The following is a 19,921-nucleotide window of genomic DNA, read 5'->3' as shown; positions in this document are numbered from 1 at the left end:
GCACCGCTCCGGCCAGCCAATTAGGAGACCTCCGATGACCGACCAGCGCACCACGGTCATCAACACAGCCCCAGGGCCGCTTGAGGCGAGATGCAGCACCTGGCCTTCCAGCCAGCGGCATACCGGCCGCGCCGAGGCTGCCACCGCGCGGCTCCAGCGCGAGCAGCGGTCTGACGGGGCAGCCGCGACCGGCCCGAGGACAACGCCAGGGGCCGCGCCTGCGGCACCGCTGAGCGTCACCAACAGCACCGCTCCGGCCAGCACGTTAGGAGACCTGCGATGACCGACCAGCGGATCGCGGTGATCGGGATGGCCGTGCGGCTGCCCGGTGCGGAGGACAGCACTGATCTGTCCAGCCTGCTGCGCACCGACACCATCGAGGTCGGGTCGGTGCCGCCCGCCCGGTGGGCCAAGGAGCGCTACTTGGGCGATGGGCCACACCGCGGGACGCACGAGCGCGGTGCGTTCCTGCCCGACCCTTTTGCTTTCGACCACGCGGCGTTCGGCCTGTCCGAAAGCGACGCGCGGTTGCTTGATCCGCAGCAGCGGGTGATGTTGGAGGTCGGGGCCGCGGCGCTGGAGGACTCCGGGTACTTGGGGGTTCGGCGGAGGTTGGCGGCTGGGGTCTACATCGGCGCGCGGATGAACTCTTACGGGTTCGACCACGGTCGTGGCGTTGGTGCCGGGGAGGCCGAGGACCCGGTGGCCGCCGCGTTGTGGGGGCGGTCGCAGAACTTCGCGGCGGCGTGGCTGTCGGATCGGCTTGATCTGTCGGGGCCGAGTCTGGTGGTGGACACGGCGTGTTCGTCGTCGCTGACGGCGGTGTGGTTGGCGTGTCAGGGGTTGCTCGCCGGATCAGCCGAGGTTGCGGTGGTCGGGGCGGTTGACCTGCTCATCGACCCGCTCACCTACGTGCTGCTCTCCCGCACCGGCGCGCTCTCGGCGGACGGGTTATGCCGGACCTTCGATGAGCGGGCCGACGGGTATGTGCCCGGTGAGGGCGCCGCTGCGCTGGTGCTCAAGCCGTTGGCCGCCGCGGAGCGGGACGGGGATCGGGTGCTGGCCGCGATCAGCGGGTGGGGCGCGAACAACGACGGCGCCACGATGGGGGTGACCACCCCGAACCTGGACGCGCAGATCGAGCTGCTGCGGTCGGTGTACTCCACTGTGGACCCGGCGTCGGTCCAGTACATCGAGGCGCACGGGACCGGGACCGCCATCGGTGACCCGATCGAGGTCCGGGCGCTCACCGAGGTGTTCGGCGCGCACGGGGTCACGACCGGGTCAGTGGCGCTGGGCTCGGTGAAGCGGCGCATCGGGCACCTGCACTCCGCGGCGGGCATGGCCGGACTGGCGAAGCTGATCACCTGCCTCACCGAGCGCAGGCTGCCCGCGACCGCCGTCGAGCGGCCCAACCCCCGGCTGCGCCTGGCCACCAGCCCGTTCCACCTCCCGACCGAACACGGCCCCTGGCCGGAGGTGCCGGTGCGGCGAGCCGGGATCAGCGGCTTCGGCTTCGGCGGCACCAACGTCCACTTGGTACTGGACGGCATCGACCACACCCCCACCCCAGGCACCCGCCAAGCCGAGGTCCTCCCGATCTCCGCTCACACTCCCGAGGCGCTACGGGAGCTGGCCGCGCAGTGGACCGGTTTCCTCACCGCGAACGCCAACGACCTCGCCGACATCTGCGCGACCGCCCGGCTGGCCCGCCCGCGCCGAGCCGAGACCATCGCTGTGTCCGGTGTGGACTCCACCCAACTGGCCGCGGCCCTTCGATCGTGGTTGCTCGAGAATCCGACGTCCAGCGGACCGATCGTGGTGCGGGAACCAGACGCCGCAACACCGCCGAGCTGGTTGATCGAGCTGGACCGGGCGGTCCCCGAGGTGGCCGCAGTCCTGGATCGGTTCGAAGCCGCCGTCGGACTCCCCCTTGAGCGCTTCGCCGGACCCTTGGTGCCGGTCAGCGCCATGGTCGCCCAACTAGTCGCCTTGCGCGCCAACGGGATCCCCGAGCAAGCACTCGACGTGCCGAGCAAGTGGACCTCCGTCGCCGCCGCCTGCTACGGGCGAGCCGACCTCGAACAGGCACTCGCCGAGGCGCTCACCAACTCCAACGGCCACCCGACCACCACACCGGACGGCTTCGACCTCGGCGCACGACTGCGTGACGACGATGTCGCCGCCGTGTTCGCTGCCGCGGTGGCGCACGCCCACAACGCGGGACACACCGTCGACTGGACCGCTTTCCAGGCCGACGCACCGTGGCACAAGCGGACGCTCCCCGCCGTACAAGCCACCGGCCGCTCCCTGAACCTCCCCGAACCGCTGCGCTCGGCCGAACCCGGCAGCGCACTCAAGGTCGAGCCCACACCCGACGGCTATACGTTCTCCCGCCTCTTCGGTCCCGCAGAGACACCCATCGCGCAGCACTCGGTCTATCGGACGGCCATGCTGCCCGGGGTTGGCTGGTTCGACTTCTTGCGCCAAGGCGTGGAAGCGGCGGGCGAGGTGTTCCACGGTGTCGACGACTTGCTGTTCCACCGGCCGCTGATCCCCGAGGCACCAAGCCTGGTGGTGTGCCAGGTCAAGGGATCCGCCTTCACCGTCACCGACGAGAGCGGCGCGGCGTACGTGACCGGCGCGTTGGCGGGCTCCACACCCGAGCCAGTCACGGTGCCGGTGCGCGACCTGCTCGACCAGTGCGGCCCGCTGCACGCCGGATCGCGGGTGTACCGGTGGCTGCGGCGCATCGGCTACACGCACGGCCGCTACTACCGCAACATCTCCTGGGTCGCGGGCATCCCGGGCGGCGGCACGCTCGCGCGGATCGAGGGCGGCAGGCAGCGCGCGCTCAACCCCGACGACGTCGCCCTGTTCCCCGGGCTGCTCGACAGCGTGACCATCGCCGCGATCGACCCGGACAACCCGGTGTTCGGCGCCGACGACGCCTCGGCGTTCATCCCGCTGTCGGTGGGTCGCACCCGCTGGCACGGGCCGCTGGAGCAGGCCGCGTACGTGCGCACCGAGGTGGCGTTCTGGAACCACGAGGCCTGCCGGGTGACCCAGCTGGTCACCGACGCGGACGGCCGGGTGTTGCTGGAGTTCGGTGACATCTCGTCCAAGCGCGTGCCGCTGCGCGCCTTCAGCAGCGATGGCGCCCTACCCGCCGCGGAACCGGCCCAGCCCAAATCTGTTGAACCGCAACCACTGAAGTCCACAGTGGAGCGACCCAGGGACACCCTGTCCTGGTTCCTCGCCGAGTCGGGCATTGATGGCGCGCACGCCGACACCGAGTTCCTCGCCGCCGGGTTCGACTCGGTCGGCCTGGTCGAACTGAGCGACCGGCTGTCGCGCGACCACGGCCTGTCGTTGTACCCCACGGTGTTCTTCGAGTACCCGACCCCGCGTGGCTTCGCGGAGTTCCTGGAATCCGAGTCGTTCACCGTCCCCCAGAACACACAGGTCCCCCAACCCACTCTCGAGCCTGAGCCGCTACCGACGCCACCCGCTCGCGCGATCACCGTCGAGGCACCCGAGCCCCAGGCCCGCGACATCGCCATCGTCGGCGCGGCCATCCGGGTGCCCACCGCGCACGGGCTCGACGAGTTCTGGGACCTGTTGCGCACCGGCCGCGACACCGTCGGCCCGGTTCCCGGCGAGCGGCGCGGCTCCCGACCGGACGGGCAGGCGTCCTTCCTGGACCAGGTCGACCTGTTCGACCCGGCCCCGTTCCGGATCTCCGCGCGCGAGGCCCCGCTGATCGACCCGCAGGCCAGGGTGGTCTACGAGACGATCTGGGAGGCGCTGGAGCACGGCGGGCGCATGGGCCAGCGGGCCAGGTCGAGCCGGACCGGGCTGTGGATCGGTTACAGCCACGACCACTACCACGAGGAGCGGGCCAGGCACGGGATCGCGGCGGGCCGCGGGCTCGGCCTGGAGGCGATGATCCCGAACCGGCTGTCGTACCTGATGGACTGGCACGGCCCCAGCGTCCTGGTGAACACGCTGTGCTCCTCGACCCTGGTCGCCCTGCACACCGCGGTGCAGCACCTGCGCTCGGGCGACATCGACACCGCCGTCGTCGCCGGGGTGCACGCCGCGATCAGCCCCGAGTACTTCGAGTCGATGCGGGAGCTGGCGGCGCTGTCGCCGCGGTCGCGGTGCCGGGCCTTCGACGCCTCCGCCGACGGTTTCACCCCCGGTGAGGGAGCCGTGGCGGTGGTGCTGCGCAGGCACACTGACGCCGTGGCGGCGGGAGACGACGTGCTGGCGCTGGTGAAGGGCATCGCGGTCAACCACGGCGGCCGCACCACCCGCTACTCCGCGCCCAGCCCGCGCGCCCAGCGGGAGGTGATCACCGCCGCCCTGGCCGACGCTGGGGTGACCCCCGAGGGCATCGGGCTGCTGGAGGCGCACGGCACCGGCACCAGCCTCGGGGACCCCATCGAGGTCGAGGGGGCGAGCGCGGCGTGGCGGGCGCACACCGACCGCACGCAGTTCTGCGCGCTCGGCTCGCTCAAGTCCAACGTCGGCCACCTCGAACCCGCGGCCGGGCTGGCGGGCGTGCTGAAGGTGCTGCTGGCCATGCGGCACGGCCAGGTGCCGCCAACGCTGCACGTGAGCAGGCCCAACGACCACATCCGGTTCGAGTCGACCCCGTTCTACCTCGCCGACCGGGCGCACGCCTGGCCCCGCGGGGACGAGCCGAGGCGGGGCGCGGTGTCGGCATTCGGGATGGGCGGGGTCAACGCGCACGTCATCCTGGAGGAGGCGCCCGCGACGCCGATCACCCCGGCCCCGGCGCGCACCAGCCACGTCGTGCGGGTCAGCGGGGCCTCGGAGCGGTCGGTGCGCGAGCTCGCCGCCCGCTACGCCGCGCACCTGGCGCCGGACACGCCGCTGGTCGACTTCGCGCACACCGCCAACACCGGCCGGGCCGAGCACCGGTTCCGGGTGGCCGTACGCGGAGCGGACGCGGGGGAACTGGCGGCAGCGTTGACCGAGGTGGCGTCGGGTCGCACCCCGGTCGCCCGGCTCACCACCACGAGCCCTCCCGCCGCCTTCCTGTTCACCGGGCAGGGCTCGCAGTACGCGGGCATGGGCCGTGAGCTCCTCGACGCCGAACCGGTCTTCCGCGAGGCCATCGACGAGTGCGCCGAGCTGCTGCGCCCGCACACCACGACCCCGCTGCTGGACCTGTTGCACGGGGCGGCGAGCGAGCAGCTGACCGACACCGCGAACGCGCAGGTCGCGATCGTGGCGACCCAGGTCGCGCTGCTGCGGCTGCTGGCGGCCTGGGGCATCCGCCCGGACCTGGTCGCCGGGCACAGCGTCGGCGAACTGACCGCCCTGCACGCCGCGGGCGCGATCACCCTGCCCGACCTGATGCGGCTGACCGCCCACCGCGGCAGGCTCATGCAGGGTATGCCCAGCTCAGGCGGCATGGCCGTCGTGCACGCCGACCCGCGCACGGTGCACAGCGCGCTGGCCGGCCACCCCGAAGTCGAGGTCGCCGCCTACAACTCCCCCGACAACACCACGGTCGCCGGTCCACACGCGGCCCTGGCGGCGTTCCGCGAGGCGTGCGCGCACCGCACGACCGCGCTGACGGTCAGCCACGCCTTCCACTCCGCGGCGATGACCGGGGCGGTGACCGCGTTCGCCGAGGCCGTCGCGGGCACCGACCTCACCGAGCCGACCATCCCGGTCGTGTCGACCCTCAGCGGCGACTGGCACACCTCGGCCACCGTCACCGATCCGGGCACCTGGGCGCGGGCGCTGACCTCGCCGGTGCGGTGGAGCGACGCCGTCGGCAGGCTGCACGCCGCCGGGGCGAGGACCTACTGGGAGATCGGGCCCGCGCCGGTGCTGGTCGCCCTCGCCAGGGCGAACCTGGCAGGCGTCGACAACCGCTACGAGCACGTGCTCCGCCGCGGCCACGACCCGGTGGCCCGGCTGCACGCCGCCGTCGTCGACCGCTACCTCGGCGGCGACCCCGTCGACTGGACCGCGACCACGCCCGGCCGGGCGAGAGCGATCCCGGCCTACGCCTTCGACCGGGCCCCGCACTGGGTGCCCACCGGCCCGTCGGCGCAAGATCCGCACGCGCCCGATTCGTCCGGGACGTCCGCCCAATACGATCCGCCCCGATTGATCGACGGTGTGCCCGCGATGGGGAGGAACGGCCATGGCTGAGCAGGAATACGGGTTGAAGCGGCACTTCAACGAGGACGCGGCGGAGCTGATCGGGGCGAAGGTGCGCGCGGTGCACCCGGGCTTCGACGTGGCCGGGTACGCCGAGGAGGTCGCCGCCCGCATCCCGGGCAAGGAACTCAAGGACCGGGTGCTGGTGCTCACCGAGGGCCTGCGCGACCGGCTGCCCGCCGACTACCCGGCGGCGGTCGAGGTGCTGCTGGCGATCCTCGGCGCGGAACTGGCCGAGGGCGAGGGCATGTTCAACGAGTCCTGGTTCCTCATGCCGGTGGCCCGCTTCGTCGAGGAGTACGGCCACGACCACCCCGAGGTGTCGCTGCGCGCGCTGGAGGAGATCACCCGCAGGCACACCGCCGAGTACGCGGTCCGCCCGTACATCGAGAAGCACTACGACCTCGCCATGGCCACCCTCGCCGAGTGGACGGCCTCACCGAGCCACAACGTGCGCCGGGCGGCCAGCGAGGGCTGCCGGTCGCGGCTGCCCTGGGCGAAGACGCTGACCAGGTTCGTCAAGGACCCCCGCCCCGTGCTGGAGATCCTGGAGCCGCTGCGCTCCGACAGCTCGGAGTACGTGCGCAAGTCGGTCGCCAACAACCTCAACGACATCACCAAGGACGACCGGGAACTGGCGCTGGCCACCGCGACCCGCTGGCTCGCCGAGAGCCCCACCCCGGAGACCGCGTGGATCGTCAAGCACGGCCTGCGCACCCTGGTGAAGAAGGGCGACCAGGACGCACTGCGGCTGCTCGGAGCCACCGGCGGCGAGCACATCGAGGTCCCGGCCGTGCGGATCGCGCCGACCGCGATCTGGCTCGGCGAGTCGGTGACCATCCGCGTCGACCTGGTCAACGGCGACAGCAACCCGCACTCGGTCACCGTCGACTACGTCGTGCACCACGTCCGCCAGGGCGGCAAGGCCATCCCCAAGGTGTTCAAGCTCGCCACCGTCGACCTGGGCGCCGGTGAGCGCCGCACGCTGGAGAAGGTGCACAAAGTCCGCGAGATCCAGACCCGCCGCTACTACCCCGGCGACCACCTCGTCGACATCCAGGTCAACGGGACCGTCCTCGCCAGCGACAGATTCGAGCTGAGGCTGTGACTACTACCCGCCCTGAGGCCACCACTCTGCCTTCCCCCACCACGCTTACGCCTAGAGACGTTGCTGTCGCCGACCACCGGGTAGGCGGGTCGCCCGTGTTGCCCGCGGCCGCCCAGGTGGACCTGCTGCTAGCGGCGCTGGACGTGCGGCAACCGGACCGGACCTGGCACCTGGACCAGGTGTCGTTCCTGGCACCGGTTCGCGTGCTGGACCCGGTCGACCTGCACGTCACCGAGGACGGCGGCGCGATCGCGTTGCGGTCCGGGTCGACCCGGCACTGCCAGGCGGTGGTGTCCGGTCGACCGCTCCCGCCACCGACCTACGTGGACACCGCCGAGCTGCGCGCGAGTTGCCCGGACGGGGTCCCGCTGGGTGAGCTCACGGCGTGGCGCGAGTCCAGCGGGATCGAGTACGGGCCGACCTACCAGGCGATCCGGTCGCTGCACCGGGGCCCGTCGAAGGTGTTGGCGCTGGTCAGCTCCGGCGACGCGCCGACCGGTGTGGTGCCGCCCGCCGTGCTGGACAGCGCGTTCCAGTGCCTTGGGCTGCTCGACGGGGGCGCCTCCGGTGGGTGCCTGCCGTGGGTCGTCGGCCGGATCTCCGTGCGGCGGCACGTGCGCGGCACGGTCCTGGTCTTGGTGGAACGCACGGGTGAGCCACGGCCGGGACTGGTCCGCGGCCGGGCGACGGTGTGCAGCCTGCAGGGTGAGGTGCTGGTCGAACTCGACCGGATCACCCTCAAGGGCACACCCGCTCGGCAAGCCGGGCTGATCACCGCCACCCGGTGGTCGGAGGTGACACCGACGCCCGCCGAGTTCTCGCCGGTGGTGGTGTCGCCGGTCGGCGACGGCGAGAGCGCGGTGTTGGACCTGTTCGCGCGGGTGCGGGACCTGCTCACGCAGAGACCGGTGCCGGACCTGGTGTTCCACACCCAGCGAGGTCAGGACGTGCGCGGGGGCGAGGACGTCGACCCGGTGCACGCGGCGGTCTGGGGATTGGCGCGGACGCTGCGGTTGGAACACCCGCGTACCCGGATTCGCTTGGTGGACGGTCCTTTCAACGGCTCTGTGGCGTTCGAGGAACCGGAACTGGCCCTGCGAGACGGGAAGTGGTTCGCGCCTTCGCACGATCCGGTGCGGGCCCGGGGATCGCGCCGGTCGTACGCGGGTGGTCGGTTCCTGATCACGGGAGGCATGGGCGGGCTCGGGCTGGCCGTCGCGGAGGCGTTGGCCGCCGCGGGCGCCGCTCACCTGACCCTCGTGGGGCGGACCGTGCGCACCGACGAGCGGCTGACCCGGTTGGCCACCCGGTGCGACGTGCGCACGGTCGGCGCGGATGTCCGCGAGTTACCCGAGCTCGGGGAGTTCGACGGGATCATCCACGCCGCCGGGGTCCTGCGCGACGGACTGGCGCGGACGCTGACGCCGGAGCGGATCGCGGAAGTGTTGGCGCCCAAAGTCGGTGGCGTGCACGCGCTCGGAACGGCCCCGGGGTTCGTCGCGCTGTTCTCCTCGATCTCGGCCGTGCACGGCAACCTGGGGCAGAGTTCCTACGCCGCGGCGAACGCCTACCTCGACGGGTACGCCGCTTCTCGGCGGGCCCACGGCGAACCCTGGTACAGCCTCAACTGGGGGCTGTGGGCCGCCGGGATGGGCTCGGACGTCGCCGAGGGCGCGGCCAGGCGCGGAATCCCCGCACTGACCACCGACGACGGAATCGCGTTGCTGCACAACGCCTTGGCGCTCCCGCCGGGCAATTACACCCTCACCGCCAAAGAACCAGCCGCCGCGCAACCAGGGGAAGAGACGATGACGACCACACCCATCGCACCGTCGAGCACCAACGGCCTGTGGCCCGCGCTGTCGGCGATCATGTGCCGCACGCTGCACGTCGACAGCATCACCCAGGAGGACGACCTGCTGGAGCTGGGGCTGGACTCGATGATGGCGGTGGAGGTCGCCGCCGCGCTCGCGGGCGAGGGCATCGAACTCGACCCGGCGGCGCTGTTCGACCACACCAACGTCGGCGCCCTGCTGGCCCACCTGGGCACGCTCGCCCCGGCCGGAAGCCCCGCCCTGCCCCCGGTCGTCACGGCCGCACCGACCTTGAGCCCCGTCACCGCTCCCCCGGCCGCGCCGGTGCACGTCACCACGGCACTGCCCGTCCCGGAACCGGCCCCGGTGTTCGTGCCCGACTGGGACCGCTTCCGCGACACCCCCGCGCCCCAGCCGGTCCTGCCGCCCGTGTCCGTCCCCGCGCCCCAGCCGGTCGCGCCGACCGTGCCCGCCCCCCGCGGTCGCGCCGTCGAGTCACTGGCACCCCGCCCGGCGGCCCGGCCCTCCGGGACACCGCGCCGGACGCTGCCGACCCGGTTGTCCGACGCTCCCGGCGGTTCCTTCCTCGACCGGCGCATCGACGCGCTATCGGTCGACGACCGGGCCATCGTGGCCAGGGGCGACTACTTCTACGAGCCGGTGATCGAGGCGACCGAAGGCTCCCGCATCCTCATCGAGGGCCGCTGGCTGCTGAACTTCGCCTCGTACAGCTACCTCGGCCTGATCCGGCACGACTACGTCGATCAGGCCGCCGAGCGCGCGGTGCGCGAGCACGGCACCGGGGCGCACGGCGTGCGGCTGCTGGCCGGAACCCTGCACCTGCACCGCGAACTCGAGCTGACCATCGCGCGGTTCCTCGGCACCGAGGACGCGGTCATCTACACCAGCGGCTACATGTCCAATGTGGCCACGGTCGCCGCCCTGGTCGGACCGGGCGACCACGTGATCGGCGACGTGCACAACCACGCCAGCATCCTCGACGGGTACCGGCTCTCCGGCGCGACGGTCACCTCGTACGCGCACAACGACCTGGCGGACCTGGAACGGGCGCTGCGCAAGGCCGGCAGCGCGGGCAAGCTCGTCATCACCGACGCGGTGTTCAGCATGGACGGCGATGTGGCCGACATCCCGGCGATCAGCGAACTGTGCCGCCGCTACGACGCCGCGCTGATGGTCGACGAGGCGCACTCGATCGGCGTGCTCGGCGCGACCGGGCGCGGCGTGGTGGAGCACTTCGGGCTGGACCGGGCCAGCGTGCCGATCCGGATGGGCACCCTGTCGAAGACCATCCCGAGCACCGGCGGGTACGTGGCGGGTTCGGCGGACCTGGTGTTCGCGCTGAAGAACAACGCGCGCGGCTGGATGTTCTCCGCCGCGGGCACACCGCCGCAGGTCGCCGCCGCGAAGGCCGCGTTCGAGGTCATCGAGACCGCGCCCGAGCTGGTCTCGACGCTGCGGGCGCGCACCGACCGCTACCGGTCCGCGTTGCGCGCGCTCGGCTTCGACACGATGGGCAGCACCACACCGGTCGTGCCGATCCGCTGCCGCGACACCGCGCAGGCGCACGAGATGGCCCGCCTGTCGCAGCGCGGCGGGGTGTTCACCCAGCCGATCACCTACCCGACCGTGCCCAAGACCCTGCCCCGGCTGCGCACGATCGTCACCCTGAGCCACACCGACGCCGAGTTGGACCAAGCGGTGGCCGTGCTGGCCGACGCGGGCCGCGCCGTCGGCCTCATCTGAGCCAGCCACCCCGAACCAGGAGGAGACGGACATGAGCGAGATCGACACCAGGGCGTTCTTCAGCGCGGTCCTCAAAGCGATCGCCTGCACCCGCAACCACAACGCCGACCAGTCCGGCTACGCCGACGGCGTGCTGGCGCCCGCGGCCGCGATCCGCGCGTTCGAGAAGGACCTGGGTGAGCGGCCGGTGACCCGACCGGAGGCCGAGAAGGTGCTGGCCCAGTTGGAGTCGGTGTTCCGGACCAAGCTGACCCCCGCCGAGGAGCGCGAGCACTACCTCGGCCGGATCGCCGAGCTGTCCGGGCTCAGCCTGGTGCGCACCGGTGCCTGAGCCGGCCCAACCCGGCTGGTACAGCCACGAACTGTGCCACTGGCACGACCCCGGCGCCGGGTCCGGCTACGTGCCGGTCGGGCCGGGGGTCGAGCCGCTGCGCCAGTTCGCGGTGGACCCCGACCTGCGCCGCGCCGAAGGATTGGTGCGGGCCAGCGGGGTGCTCGACCTGTTCACCACGGTCACCCCGACCCCGGCGACCGACGCGGACCTGCTGCTGGTGCACACCCGCGCGCACATCGACCGGGTGGAGGCCACCTCGGCCCTCGGCGCGGGCGACGCCGGGGTGTACGCGCACGTCAACCACCACAGCGCCCGAGCGGCACGGCTGGCGGCGGGCGCGTGCGCCCAGGCGGCGGAAGCGGTGCTGGCGGGCCGGTTCTCGCGCGCCTACTGCGTCGTGCGGCCGCCGGGGCACCACGCGGAGCCAGACCGGGCGATGGCGCTGTGCCTGTACAACAACGTGGCCATCGCGGCCCAAGCCGCCCGCCGCGCCGGGGCATCGCGGGTACTGGTCCTCGACTGGGACGTCCACCACGGCAACGGGATCCAGCGGGCGTTCTACGACTCCCCGGACGTGCTGTACGTGTCGATCCACCAAGACGGCCTGTTCCCACCCGCGTCCGGTTCGGTGCGGGAGACCGGCAACGGCGCCGGTCTGGGCACGACGCTGAACGTCCCGCTGCCACCGGGGTCCGGGCACGAGGCCTACCTCGCGGCGCTGGAGCGGGTGGTTGAGCCCGCCGCGCGCGCGTTCCAACCGGACTTGATCCTGGTGGCGGCCGGTGTCGACGCCAGTGCCCACGACCCGATGGGCCGGATGATGTGCACCAGCCGCACCCTCCACGCGATGACCGCCCTCATGTGCGCCTTGGCGGACGATCTCACCGGGGGCCGGATCGTGTTCGCCCACGAGGGCGGGTACTCAGCCTGGTACCAGCCGACCTTGGTCCTGGCGACCGCCGCGGCCATCGCGGGTCTGCCCGCACCGGAGGACCCGTTCCTGCACTCCTTGGAACACCTGCCCGGTCAGCGTGCTCAGCCGCACCAGACCCGGGTGCTCGACCACCTCCGCGCCCACCACCCCCTCCTGGCGGCGCGATGACCACGCTGATCAGATCCCGCGGACCCGAAGTTCGGCGTCCGGGAGCCGGACCGGACACAGTGGTGCCTGCCAGCGGGGACACGGCTTGGCAGCGGGTTCGCGGGTGGGACCTGTTGTCCGTGCGGCACTCCCGGTTGGCGGCGCTATGACGTGGTTGGTGGAGTTGCGGGGGGTCGAGGTCCAGCGCCCTGAGGCGCGGGTGATCGCGTTGGCGCACGCGGGTGGGTGGCCGACGGCGTTTCGGGGGTGGCGGGAGTTGTTGCCGCCGTGGGTGGAGTTGGTTGTCGCGCAGTTGCCGGGGCGGGCGGTCCGGGCCGGTGAGGCCGGGGTGGACCGGGTGGAGCCGTTGGCCGCCGAGTTGGCGCGGGCTGTGTCCGAGTTGGAGCCCCTGCCGTTCGCGGTGGTGGGGCACAGTTTTGGGAGCGTGCTCGGGTACGAGACCACCAAGCTGCTGGAGGCGGCCGGGCAACGGGCTCGTCTGTTGGTGGTGTCCGGCAGGCAAGCCCCTTGTCTACCGAGTGAACCGCCCTTCCTGCACCAAGGCAGCGACGCGGACCTGATGGCGCACCTGGACCTCATCGGCGGTATCCCCGCAGGTCTCCGGGCTCGTGAGGACTTCGTGCAGGCCACTCTGCGCGCGATCCGCGCCGATCTGGCCGCGTTGGAGACCTACCGCAGGCCGATGTCGGGGACCGGTGTGGACGTACTGGCGGTCGGCGCCGCCGATGATCCGATCGTGAACTCGGCACGGCTCCACCTGTGGTCGCTCGAGACGTCGGGGGCGTTCGCTTGCCGGCTGTTCACCGGTGGGCACTTCTTCCTTTACCAGCCGGACGCCGCGGCCGTCGTCGTGCGCGAGGTGGTCGAGGCGTTGGGAAGCAGTACCCCTAAGTTTGTCCGAAATGTCGGACCGATGCGGCACACTCCGGTCGCACCACACCGGGACCGGCTCGCGGTCTCGGCAACCTCCGCAGGAAGGGATTTACCGTGAACTCCTCAGCACCCGTGCGAGCGGGGACCCGGCAGTGGCTGGGCCTGGCGGTGCTCGCGCTGCCGACGCTGCTGGTCGCGATGGACGTCAGCGTGCTCCACCTCGCCGTCCCGGAGATCAGCTCGGGGCTGGGTGCCAGTGCGCAGGAGACGTTGTGGATCGTCGACATCTACGGCTTCATGATCGCCGGTTTCCTGGTCACGATGGGCACCCTGGGCGACCGGGTCGGTAGGCGCAAGGTCCTGCTGATCGGTGGCGCCGCCTTCGCGGTGGCCTCGGTGCTGGCGGCCTACGCGTCCGACCCGGTGCTGCTGATCGCCGCGCGGGCGCTGCTCGGTGTCGCGGGCGCGACGCTGATGCCCTCGACGCTGTCGCTGATCGTGAACATGTTCACCGACGACCGCCAGCGCGGGTTGGCGATCGCGGTGTGGGTGACGATGTTCTCGGTCGGCACCGCGCTCGGCCCGGTCATCGGCGGCCTGATCCTGCAGTGGTTCTGGTGGGGCGCGGTGTTCCTCATCGCGGTGCCGGTCATGGTCCTGCTCCTCATCCTCGGCCCGGTGCTGCTGCCGGAGTACCGCGACCCCGACGGCGGCAAGCTCGACCCGGTGAGCGTGGTGTTGTCGCTGGTCGCGATCCTGCCGATCATCTTCGGCCTCAAGGAGCTCGCCACCGAGGGGTCCCCCGCCCTCGCCGCTGCGGGCATCGTGGTGGGCGCCGCGTTCGGGTACGTGTTCGTCCGCAGGCAGCGCGCGTCCGAGCACCCGCTGCTCGACCTGCGCCTGTTCACCCGCCGCGCGTTCGCCGTGGCGGCCTCCGCGCTGCTGCTCACCATGTTCGTCGCGGGCGGCACGTACCTGTTCATCACCCAGTTCCTGCAGCTGGTCGCGGGCCGCTCGCCGCTGACCGCGGGCCTGTGGCTGCTCCCCGCCGCCTTCGCCCTGATCATCACCTCGATGTCCTCCCCCGGTCTGGCGGCCCGCTTCGGCCCCGCCCCGGTGGTCGCCGCGGGCCTGGCCATCTCCGGCGTCGGTCACCTGCTGCTCCTGCTGGTCACCCCCGGTGAGGACGTGACGCTCCTGGTCACCGCCTTCGCCGTCCTCTACGCGGGTGGCGGCCCGGTCGTCGCCCTGGGCACCGACCTGATCGTCGGTTCGGCGCCCCCGCAGATGGCGGGCTCGGCGTCCGCGGTCTCCGAGACCAGCACCGAGCTCGGCATGGCCCTCGGTGTGGCGATCCTCGGCAGCCTCGGCACGGCCATCTACCGGGCCCAGGTCACCGTCGCCCCCGGCACCCCCGCCCCGACGGCGACGGCCATCCAGGACAGCCTGGCCAACGGCGTGGCGGCGACGAACTCGCTGCCCGCGGACACGGCCGACACCTTGTTGAGCTCCGCCCGGGAGGCTTTCACCTCCGGGCTCGCGGGGATCGCGTTGACGAGTGCGATCCTGTCGTTCGCGCTGGCCGGGTTGGTGCTGTGGGGGATCCGAACCGGGGCGGAGGAGTCGGCGGAGTCCGACGCCGTGCCGGTGTCCTAGTCGGCCTGACCGCGTTCCGCCTGGTGTGGAGGCTGTACTTCCACCACCGGTCTCCACACCAGGCGGCTAAGTGGCTTCGACGCCATTGGCCACCGGCACACCGCCTGCCCCACGCAGAGCGCTTGGGCTGAACCCCCGCCTGCGTTTGAACGCCGCACTGAGCGCGAAGGCGTTGGCGTAGCCCACCTGCCTGGCGATCGCCGCGACCGTCGCGCTGGTGTCCCGGAGCAGGTCGGCGGCGCGGGCCAGGCGCAGGTCGGCCAGGTGCGCCATCGGGGTCTGCCCGACCTCGGCGGTGAACCGGCGGGCCAGCACGGCGCGGGAGGTCCCGGCCGCCGTCGCCAGCGCCGCGACCGTCCACGGGTGCGCGATGTCCGCGCCCAGCAGCCGCACCGCCGTGGCCACCAGCGGGTCGGCCGTGGTGGCGGTGCCCTCGGTGGCGAACCAGGTGCGCAGGGTGGAGATCAGGGCCAGGTCCAGCAGCCGGTCGAGCAGGGCCTGCTGGCCGGGCCGGTCCGGGGCGACCTCGGCGGCCACCTGCGCGAGCACGGCGGGATCGGCGCCGCGCACGACGAGCAGGGTGGGCAGCGTGGCGAGCAGTCCGTCGCCGACGCCGGAGCGCGCCTCGTAGGCCCCGCTGAGCAGCACGGTGGCGCCGTTGGGGTCGCCGCAGGTCCGCGGTGGCGCGGCGGCGTCGCGGGCCCGGTCGCAGTAGTCGTCGCGGGTGATCACGCGCGGCGGCCCGACCGCCGGGTGCTCCCCCACCGTGAACGGCGCGGGGCCGCGCAGCACCGCCACGTCACCGGGGTCGACCACGGCGGTCTCCTCGGCCGACCCGACCCACGCGCGCCCCCGCAGCGGGCTCACCATGGTCAGGTACGCGCCGCCCGCGAAGCGCACCGACCAGCCGGGCTCCAGCGCGGCGCGCACGACGAGGGCGGCCCGAGCGCGCACCCCGTCGAGCAGGTCCGTCAACGTGTCCACACCCCCGACACTAGCGGCGCGGCGCAGAACGTCGACCCGCTCACGATCCGAGACGCTGGGACATCCCCCGCGGTGCCCGGAACATGGCCCACGGCTGGCGAAGCGGATTGACTCAGCCCATGACTGATCACCCCATCCTCATGACCGGCGGCACGGGCAAGACAGGTCGCCGGGTGGTGTCCCGACTGCGGGACAAGGGCATCGCCGTTCGCGTGGGGTCGCGCAAGGGCGACCCGCCGTTCGACTGGGCCGCACGCGACACTTGGGACGCCGCCACGCGCGGTGCGGCGAGCGTCCTCGTCGTGCCTTACGACAAAGACCCGCTGACACGGCCATTCGTGCGCCACTGCGTGGAAGCGGGCGTCCGACGAGTCGTGCTGCTGTCCGGACGCGGCGTGGACACACCGGACTACGGCGACTTGGACAGCCTCGCGGGCCGGATCCACGTCGACGGCGAGGACGCGGTACGCACGAGCGGTCTGGAGTGGACGATCGTGCGCCCGACCTGGTTCGCGCAGAACTTCACCGAGGGCTTCTTCGCCGACGCCGTGCGCTCCGGCGAACTCCGCCTCCCCGCAGGCGACGGCGCCGTGAGCTTCGTCGACGCCGAGGACATCGCCGCCGTCGTGGTCGCGGCGCTCACCACCGATAAGCACGTGGGCGAGACCTACGAACTGTCCGGCCCACGCGCCCTGACCTTCGCCGAGGCGGCAACCGAGATCTCCCGCGCCTCCGGACGGACCGTGCGCTACGTCCCTTTGCCCGCACCGGAATTCATCACCGAACTAGTCGCCGCCGGCTGGCCCCCTGCCGACGCCGAGGCCTTCGCCGACGTCATCGCCCCGATCCGCAAGCACCTAGACACCCACATCTCCGACGGCGTACCCCGGGCACTGGGACGCGCACCCCGCGACTTCACCGAGTTCGCCAAGTCGACACCCTGGCCTTAGCTTCAAGTCGGCCCCTGTCGCAAGCCCAGCAACACGACGCAGGCGGCGCCCCGCCCCCGCGCTCCTCGGAGTCGCCGCTGTCAGCCCGGTTCCCTCAGGTGCGCAAGATCATCTGCCACAAGAGCCCCCAATACACAGCCTAACGAGGAGGCCCGACAGATCCGGGGCAGCGATTGGGGCTTGTGGACAACAGAGCACGTTGTGGACAACCACCCCCACAGCCCACCCAACCCGACCCATGGACCCACGGACCCAGCGGCCAACCCACCCCCGCCAGAGCCGGCCCAGCCCACCTAATCAAGCCGCACTCCTCGGAGCCACCGCTGTCAGCCCGGCTTCCGCCAGGTACGCAAGATCATCCGCCACAAGAGCCCCCAATACACAGCCTACCGAGACACCCCGACAAAACCGGGCCAGCGATTGGGGCCTGTGGACAACAGAACACGTTGTGGACAAGCACCCCACAGCCCACCCCCACCAGGGCCAGCCCCGCCCAGTTACTCAACCCCGCACTCCTCGGAGTCGCCGCTGTCAGCCTGCTTCTGTCACTTGCGCAAGATCATCCGCCACAAGAGCCCCCGATATACAGCCTAACGAGGAGGCCCGACAGATCCGGGGCAGTGATTGGGGCTTGTGGACAGCAGAGCACGTTGTGGACAACCACCCGCCAGCCCACTCAACCCAGCACCTGGACACTCGGACCCTGCGGTGCCAACTGGCCTGCCGTCAGGTCCGCCCCAGCCCACCTGCTCAGCGCCTGGACACTCGGCCCCCGAGGGTGCCATCCCAACTCCCGTCAGGACCGGCCCCAGCCCACCTGGCCAGCCCGTGAACACTCGGACCCGGCGGCGCCAACCCGCCTGCCGTCAGGCTAGCCCCAACCCACCTGATCAGCCCCCGGCCCCTCGGAAGATCCGGTGCCATCCCAGCCCACTCTCGGCTGCCCTGCCAACCCAGCCCCTGGACACTCGGACCCGTCGGTGCCAACTCGACCGCCGTCAGGTCCGCCCCAGCCCACTTTCCCAGCGCGTGGACAGTCGGAGTCGCTGGTGCCAGGTGCTCGATGGGGTGGACCTGTTTTGTGTGGGGGGACGGCACCCGTAGCGTTTCCGCGCGGCAGGGCCAGTCTTTTCGGCCCCTGCTTTGCGGTTCTGCGTCGGGTGTCGTAGGGGCCCCGCACAAAACAGGTCCACCGCATCGAGCTTGTTCGCATTGTCGCGGATCGGGCCCGATGTTGCCGCCAGGCGACGAGGCCGTCCGATCCCGGGTCGCCGAGCTCGCCGCCAGGCGACGAGGCCGACCCAGAGCCGAAGGCGACAGCCACGCAGTCGAACCCGGTGCCCACCACCTGCCAACCATGACAAACAGAATCAGGCGCCGCCCGCAGCAAGCAACCCCGACTCATAGGCGATGATGACCAACTGGGCCCGGTCCCGCGCCCCCAGCTTCGCCAACAGCCTCCCGATGTGCGTCTTCACCGTGGCCTGCGACAAGTGCAACCGCAACGCCAGCTCCGTATTGGACAAGCCGCGGGCGATGAGGATCAGCACCTCCCGCTCCCGATCCGTCAACACATCCAGTTCCCGAGCCAGACGAGCGGGATCCTCAGGCCTGCGCGCGAACTCCGTGATGAGCCTACGAGTGACGCTGGGAGCCAAGAGTCCGTCTCCGCCAGCCACCACCCGGATAGCGGTGCAGAGGTCGGCGGGTTGGGTGTCTTTGAGCAGAAAGCCCGCCGCACCGGCACGGAGGGCGGCGAAGACGTGGGCGTCCAGGTCGAACATGGTGAGGATGAGGACGCGGACGTCGGAGGTGGCGCGGATGCGGGTGGTGGCCTCGATGCCGTCCATCTCGGGCATGCGGATGTCCATCAGCACCACGTCCGGCTGGAGCTCGACGGCCAGCCGGACCGCCGCCGCACCGGTGGCTGCCTCGCCGACCACCGTCATCCCCGGTTCGTTGTCGATGAGCATGCGGAAGCTGCCCCGCAGCAACGCTTGGTCGTCGGCGACCAGCACGCGGATCACGTGTCCCCCTCCGTCCGGTACGGCAGGCTCGCCCGCACCAGGAATCCACCTTCCGGGCGTGGTCCGGCGCTGAACTCGCCGCCGTAGAGCGCCACCCGTTCTTCCATGCCCACCAAGCCGTGCCCGCGCCGACGCTCCGCCGGTACGGGCCGGGAACCGTCGTCGGCCACCTCGATGCGAACCTCGGAGTCCTCGGCGGTGACACTGACCCGGCACCGCGCGGGGGCGGCGTGCTTGACCACGTTGGTCAGCGCCTCCTGCACGATCCGGTACGCGTTGAGCCCCACCGATTCCGGCACGTCCTCCGCCGCGACCGACAGCGCGACCTCGACCTCGGCCATCGCCGCGCGCTCGGCCAACTCGGCCAGTCCGGCCAATCCCGGCGCTGGCGCGAGGTCGGCGTCCTCGCGGAGCATGTGCAGCAGCCTGCGCATCTCGGCGAGCGCGTGCCTGCTGGTCTCCTCGATCACCCGCACCGTCTCCCTGGCCTCCTCCGGCCACTCGCGCGCGATGTGCAGCGCCACCCCGGACCGGACCGCGATCAACCCCATGCCGTGGGTCAACACGTCGTGGACCTCGCGGGCGATCCGCAGCCGCTCATCGGCGAGGATCCGCTCCTCCCGCTGCCGCTCGAACCGCGCGGTCTGCTCTTGGCGCGACTGCACCGCGCGACCGGACACCCAAGCGATCCCCAACAGCGGCAAGCCCGCCACATACGTCCACGGCGAACTCCACGACAGCAGCACTGCCGCGACGACGACTCCCCCGCCGGTCGCTGCCGCGATCGCCGCTTTGCGTTGGGGCAAAGCCACAACGACGGCGTAGAGCGCCAACGACAGGGCTAGGAAGGGGTCCCAGAGCACGCCCAACGCCGCAGCGGTCAGCGACACGACGGCGATCACACCGAACACGGCCACGGGGAAGCGCCTACGCAAGACAAGTGCGGCACCGAGCACTAACCCCGCAGCAGCAGAGGCGGACAGGCGCCATGAGTGGTCGTCCCGGAGGTAGTTCCCCGCCAGGCCAACCACCAGAACCACCAGAAGCGCGCTGGCCACCACATCACCTGCGACGGTTCGGCGGCTAGAAGTGGGCACGGAAC

General features: G+C 71.8%; 11 protein-coding genes. 8 read left to right on the top strand and 3 right to left on the bottom strand.

Annotation, left to right across the window (positions count from 1 at the left end):
• Nucleotides 1–279: 279 nt before the first annotated feature.
• The 7 genes from LV75_RS13185 (at nt 280) to LV75_RS13155 (ending at nt 14,858) form a co-directional block, all read left to right on the top strand.
• The gene (locus LV75_RS13185; RefSeq protein ID WP_253887163.1) at nt 280–6,198 is read left to right on the top strand and encodes a type I polyketide synthase; all 5,919 of its coding nucleotides are present in this window, start codon (nt 280–282) and stop codon (nt 6,196–6,198) included.
• Nucleotides 6,191–7,315: a DNA alkylation repair protein gene (locus tag LV75_RS13180; protein ID WP_253887162.1), complete on the top strand. Its 1,125-nt coding sequence runs from the start codon at nt 6,191–6,193 to the stop codon at nt 7,313–7,315. Before LV75_RS13185 ends, LV75_RS13180 begins: the two co-directional genes overlap by 8 nt.
• Complete coding sequence (locus LV75_RS13175) at nt 7,312–10,893, top strand: bifunctional SDR family oxidoreductase/pyridoxal phosphate-dependent aminotransferase family protein (RefSeq protein WP_253887161.1); 3,582 nt, start codon at nt 7,312–7,314, stop codon at nt 10,891–10,893. Before LV75_RS13180 ends, LV75_RS13175 begins: the two co-directional genes overlap by 4 nt.
• Before the next feature lie 31 nt (nt 10,894–10,924).
• Nucleotides 10,925–11,224 carry a hypothetical protein gene (locus LV75_RS13170; RefSeq protein WP_253887160.1) on the top strand — a complete coding sequence of 100 codons (300 nt, stop codon included), beginning with the start codon at nt 10,925–10,927 and terminating at the stop codon, nt 11,222–11,224.
• Nucleotides 11,217–12,329 carry a class II histone deacetylase gene (locus tag LV75_RS13165; RefSeq protein ID WP_253887159.1) on the top strand — a complete coding sequence of 371 codons (1,113 nt, stop codon included), beginning with the start codon at nt 11,217–11,219 and terminating at the stop codon, nt 12,327–12,329. The genes LV75_RS13170 and LV75_RS13165 overlap by 8 nt, the downstream gene beginning before the upstream one ends.
• Nucleotides 12,330–12,486: 157 nt before the next feature.
• On the top strand, nt 12,487–13,320 hold the full coding sequence (locus tag LV75_RS13160) for a thioesterase II family protein (protein ID WP_253887158.1): 834 nt from the start codon (nt 12,487–12,489) through the stop codon (nt 13,318–13,320).
• The gene (locus LV75_RS13155; RefSeq protein WP_253887157.1) at nt 13,317–14,858 is read left to right on the top strand and encodes an MFS transporter; all 1,542 of its coding nucleotides are present in this window, start codon (nt 13,317–13,319) and stop codon (nt 14,856–14,858) included. Before LV75_RS13160 ends, LV75_RS13155 begins: the two co-directional genes overlap by 4 nt.
• 66 nt (nt 14,859–14,924) lie before the next feature.
• On the opposite strand, the gene LV75_RS13150 is transcribed toward LV75_RS13155, so the two are convergent.
• A complete protein-coding gene (locus LV75_RS13150; protein ID WP_253887156.1) occupies nt 14,925–15,842 on the bottom strand; it encodes an AraC family transcriptional regulator in 918 nt (305 codons plus the stop codon).
• A 119-nt stretch (nt 15,843–15,961) separates the two neighbouring features.
• On the opposite strand from LV75_RS13150, the gene LV75_RS13145 reads away from it, so the two are divergent.
• The gene (locus LV75_RS13145) at nt 15,962–16,792 is read left to right on the top strand and encodes an SDR family oxidoreductase (protein WP_253887155.1); all 831 of its coding nucleotides are present in this window, start codon (nt 15,962–15,964) and stop codon (nt 16,790–16,792) included.
• 1,370 nt (nt 16,793–18,162) lie between these two features.
• Here the strand turns inward: LV75_RS13145 and LV75_RS13140 are convergent.
• Entirely contained in the window at nt 18,163–18,819 is a 657-nt protein-coding gene (locus LV75_RS13140) for a response regulator (RefSeq protein WP_253887154.1), read from the bottom strand.
• Complete coding sequence (locus LV75_RS13135) at nt 18,816–19,916, bottom strand: sensor histidine kinase (RefSeq protein WP_486303610.1); 1,101 nt, start codon at nt 19,914–19,916, stop codon at nt 18,816–18,818. The genes LV75_RS13140 and LV75_RS13135 overlap by 4 nt, the downstream gene beginning before the upstream one ends.
• Between the last annotated feature and the right edge of the window lie 5 nt (nt 19,917–19,921).

The organism is Actinokineospora diospyrosa, from assembly GCF_024171925.1.
In the GTDB taxonomy this organism is placed as follows: Bacteria; Actinomycetota; Actinomycetes; order Mycobacteriales; family Pseudonocardiaceae; genus Actinokineospora; species Actinokineospora diospyrosa.
The sequence above is the reverse complement of the archived record's forward strand: the minus strand, read 5'-3'. Positions and strand labels throughout refer to the sequence as shown.

What these genes read in the sequence shown, in the direction of transcription:
- LV75_RS13185 (WP_253887163.1), top strand. Translation starts at nt 280, where the DNA reads ATGACCGACCAGCGGATCGCGGTGATCGGGATGGCCGTGCGGCTGCCC.
- LV75_RS13180 (WP_253887162.1), top strand. Translation starts at nt 6,191, where the DNA reads ATGGCTGAGCAGGAATACGGGTTGAAGCGGCACTTCAACGAGGACGCG.
- LV75_RS13170 (WP_253887160.1), top strand. Translation starts at nt 10,925, where the DNA reads ATGAGCGAGATCGACACCAGGGCGTTCTTCAGCGCGGTCCTCAAAGCG.
- LV75_RS13145 (WP_253887155.1), top strand. Translation starts at nt 15,962, where the DNA reads ATGACTGATCACCCCATCCTCATGACCGGCGGCACGGGCAAGACAGGT.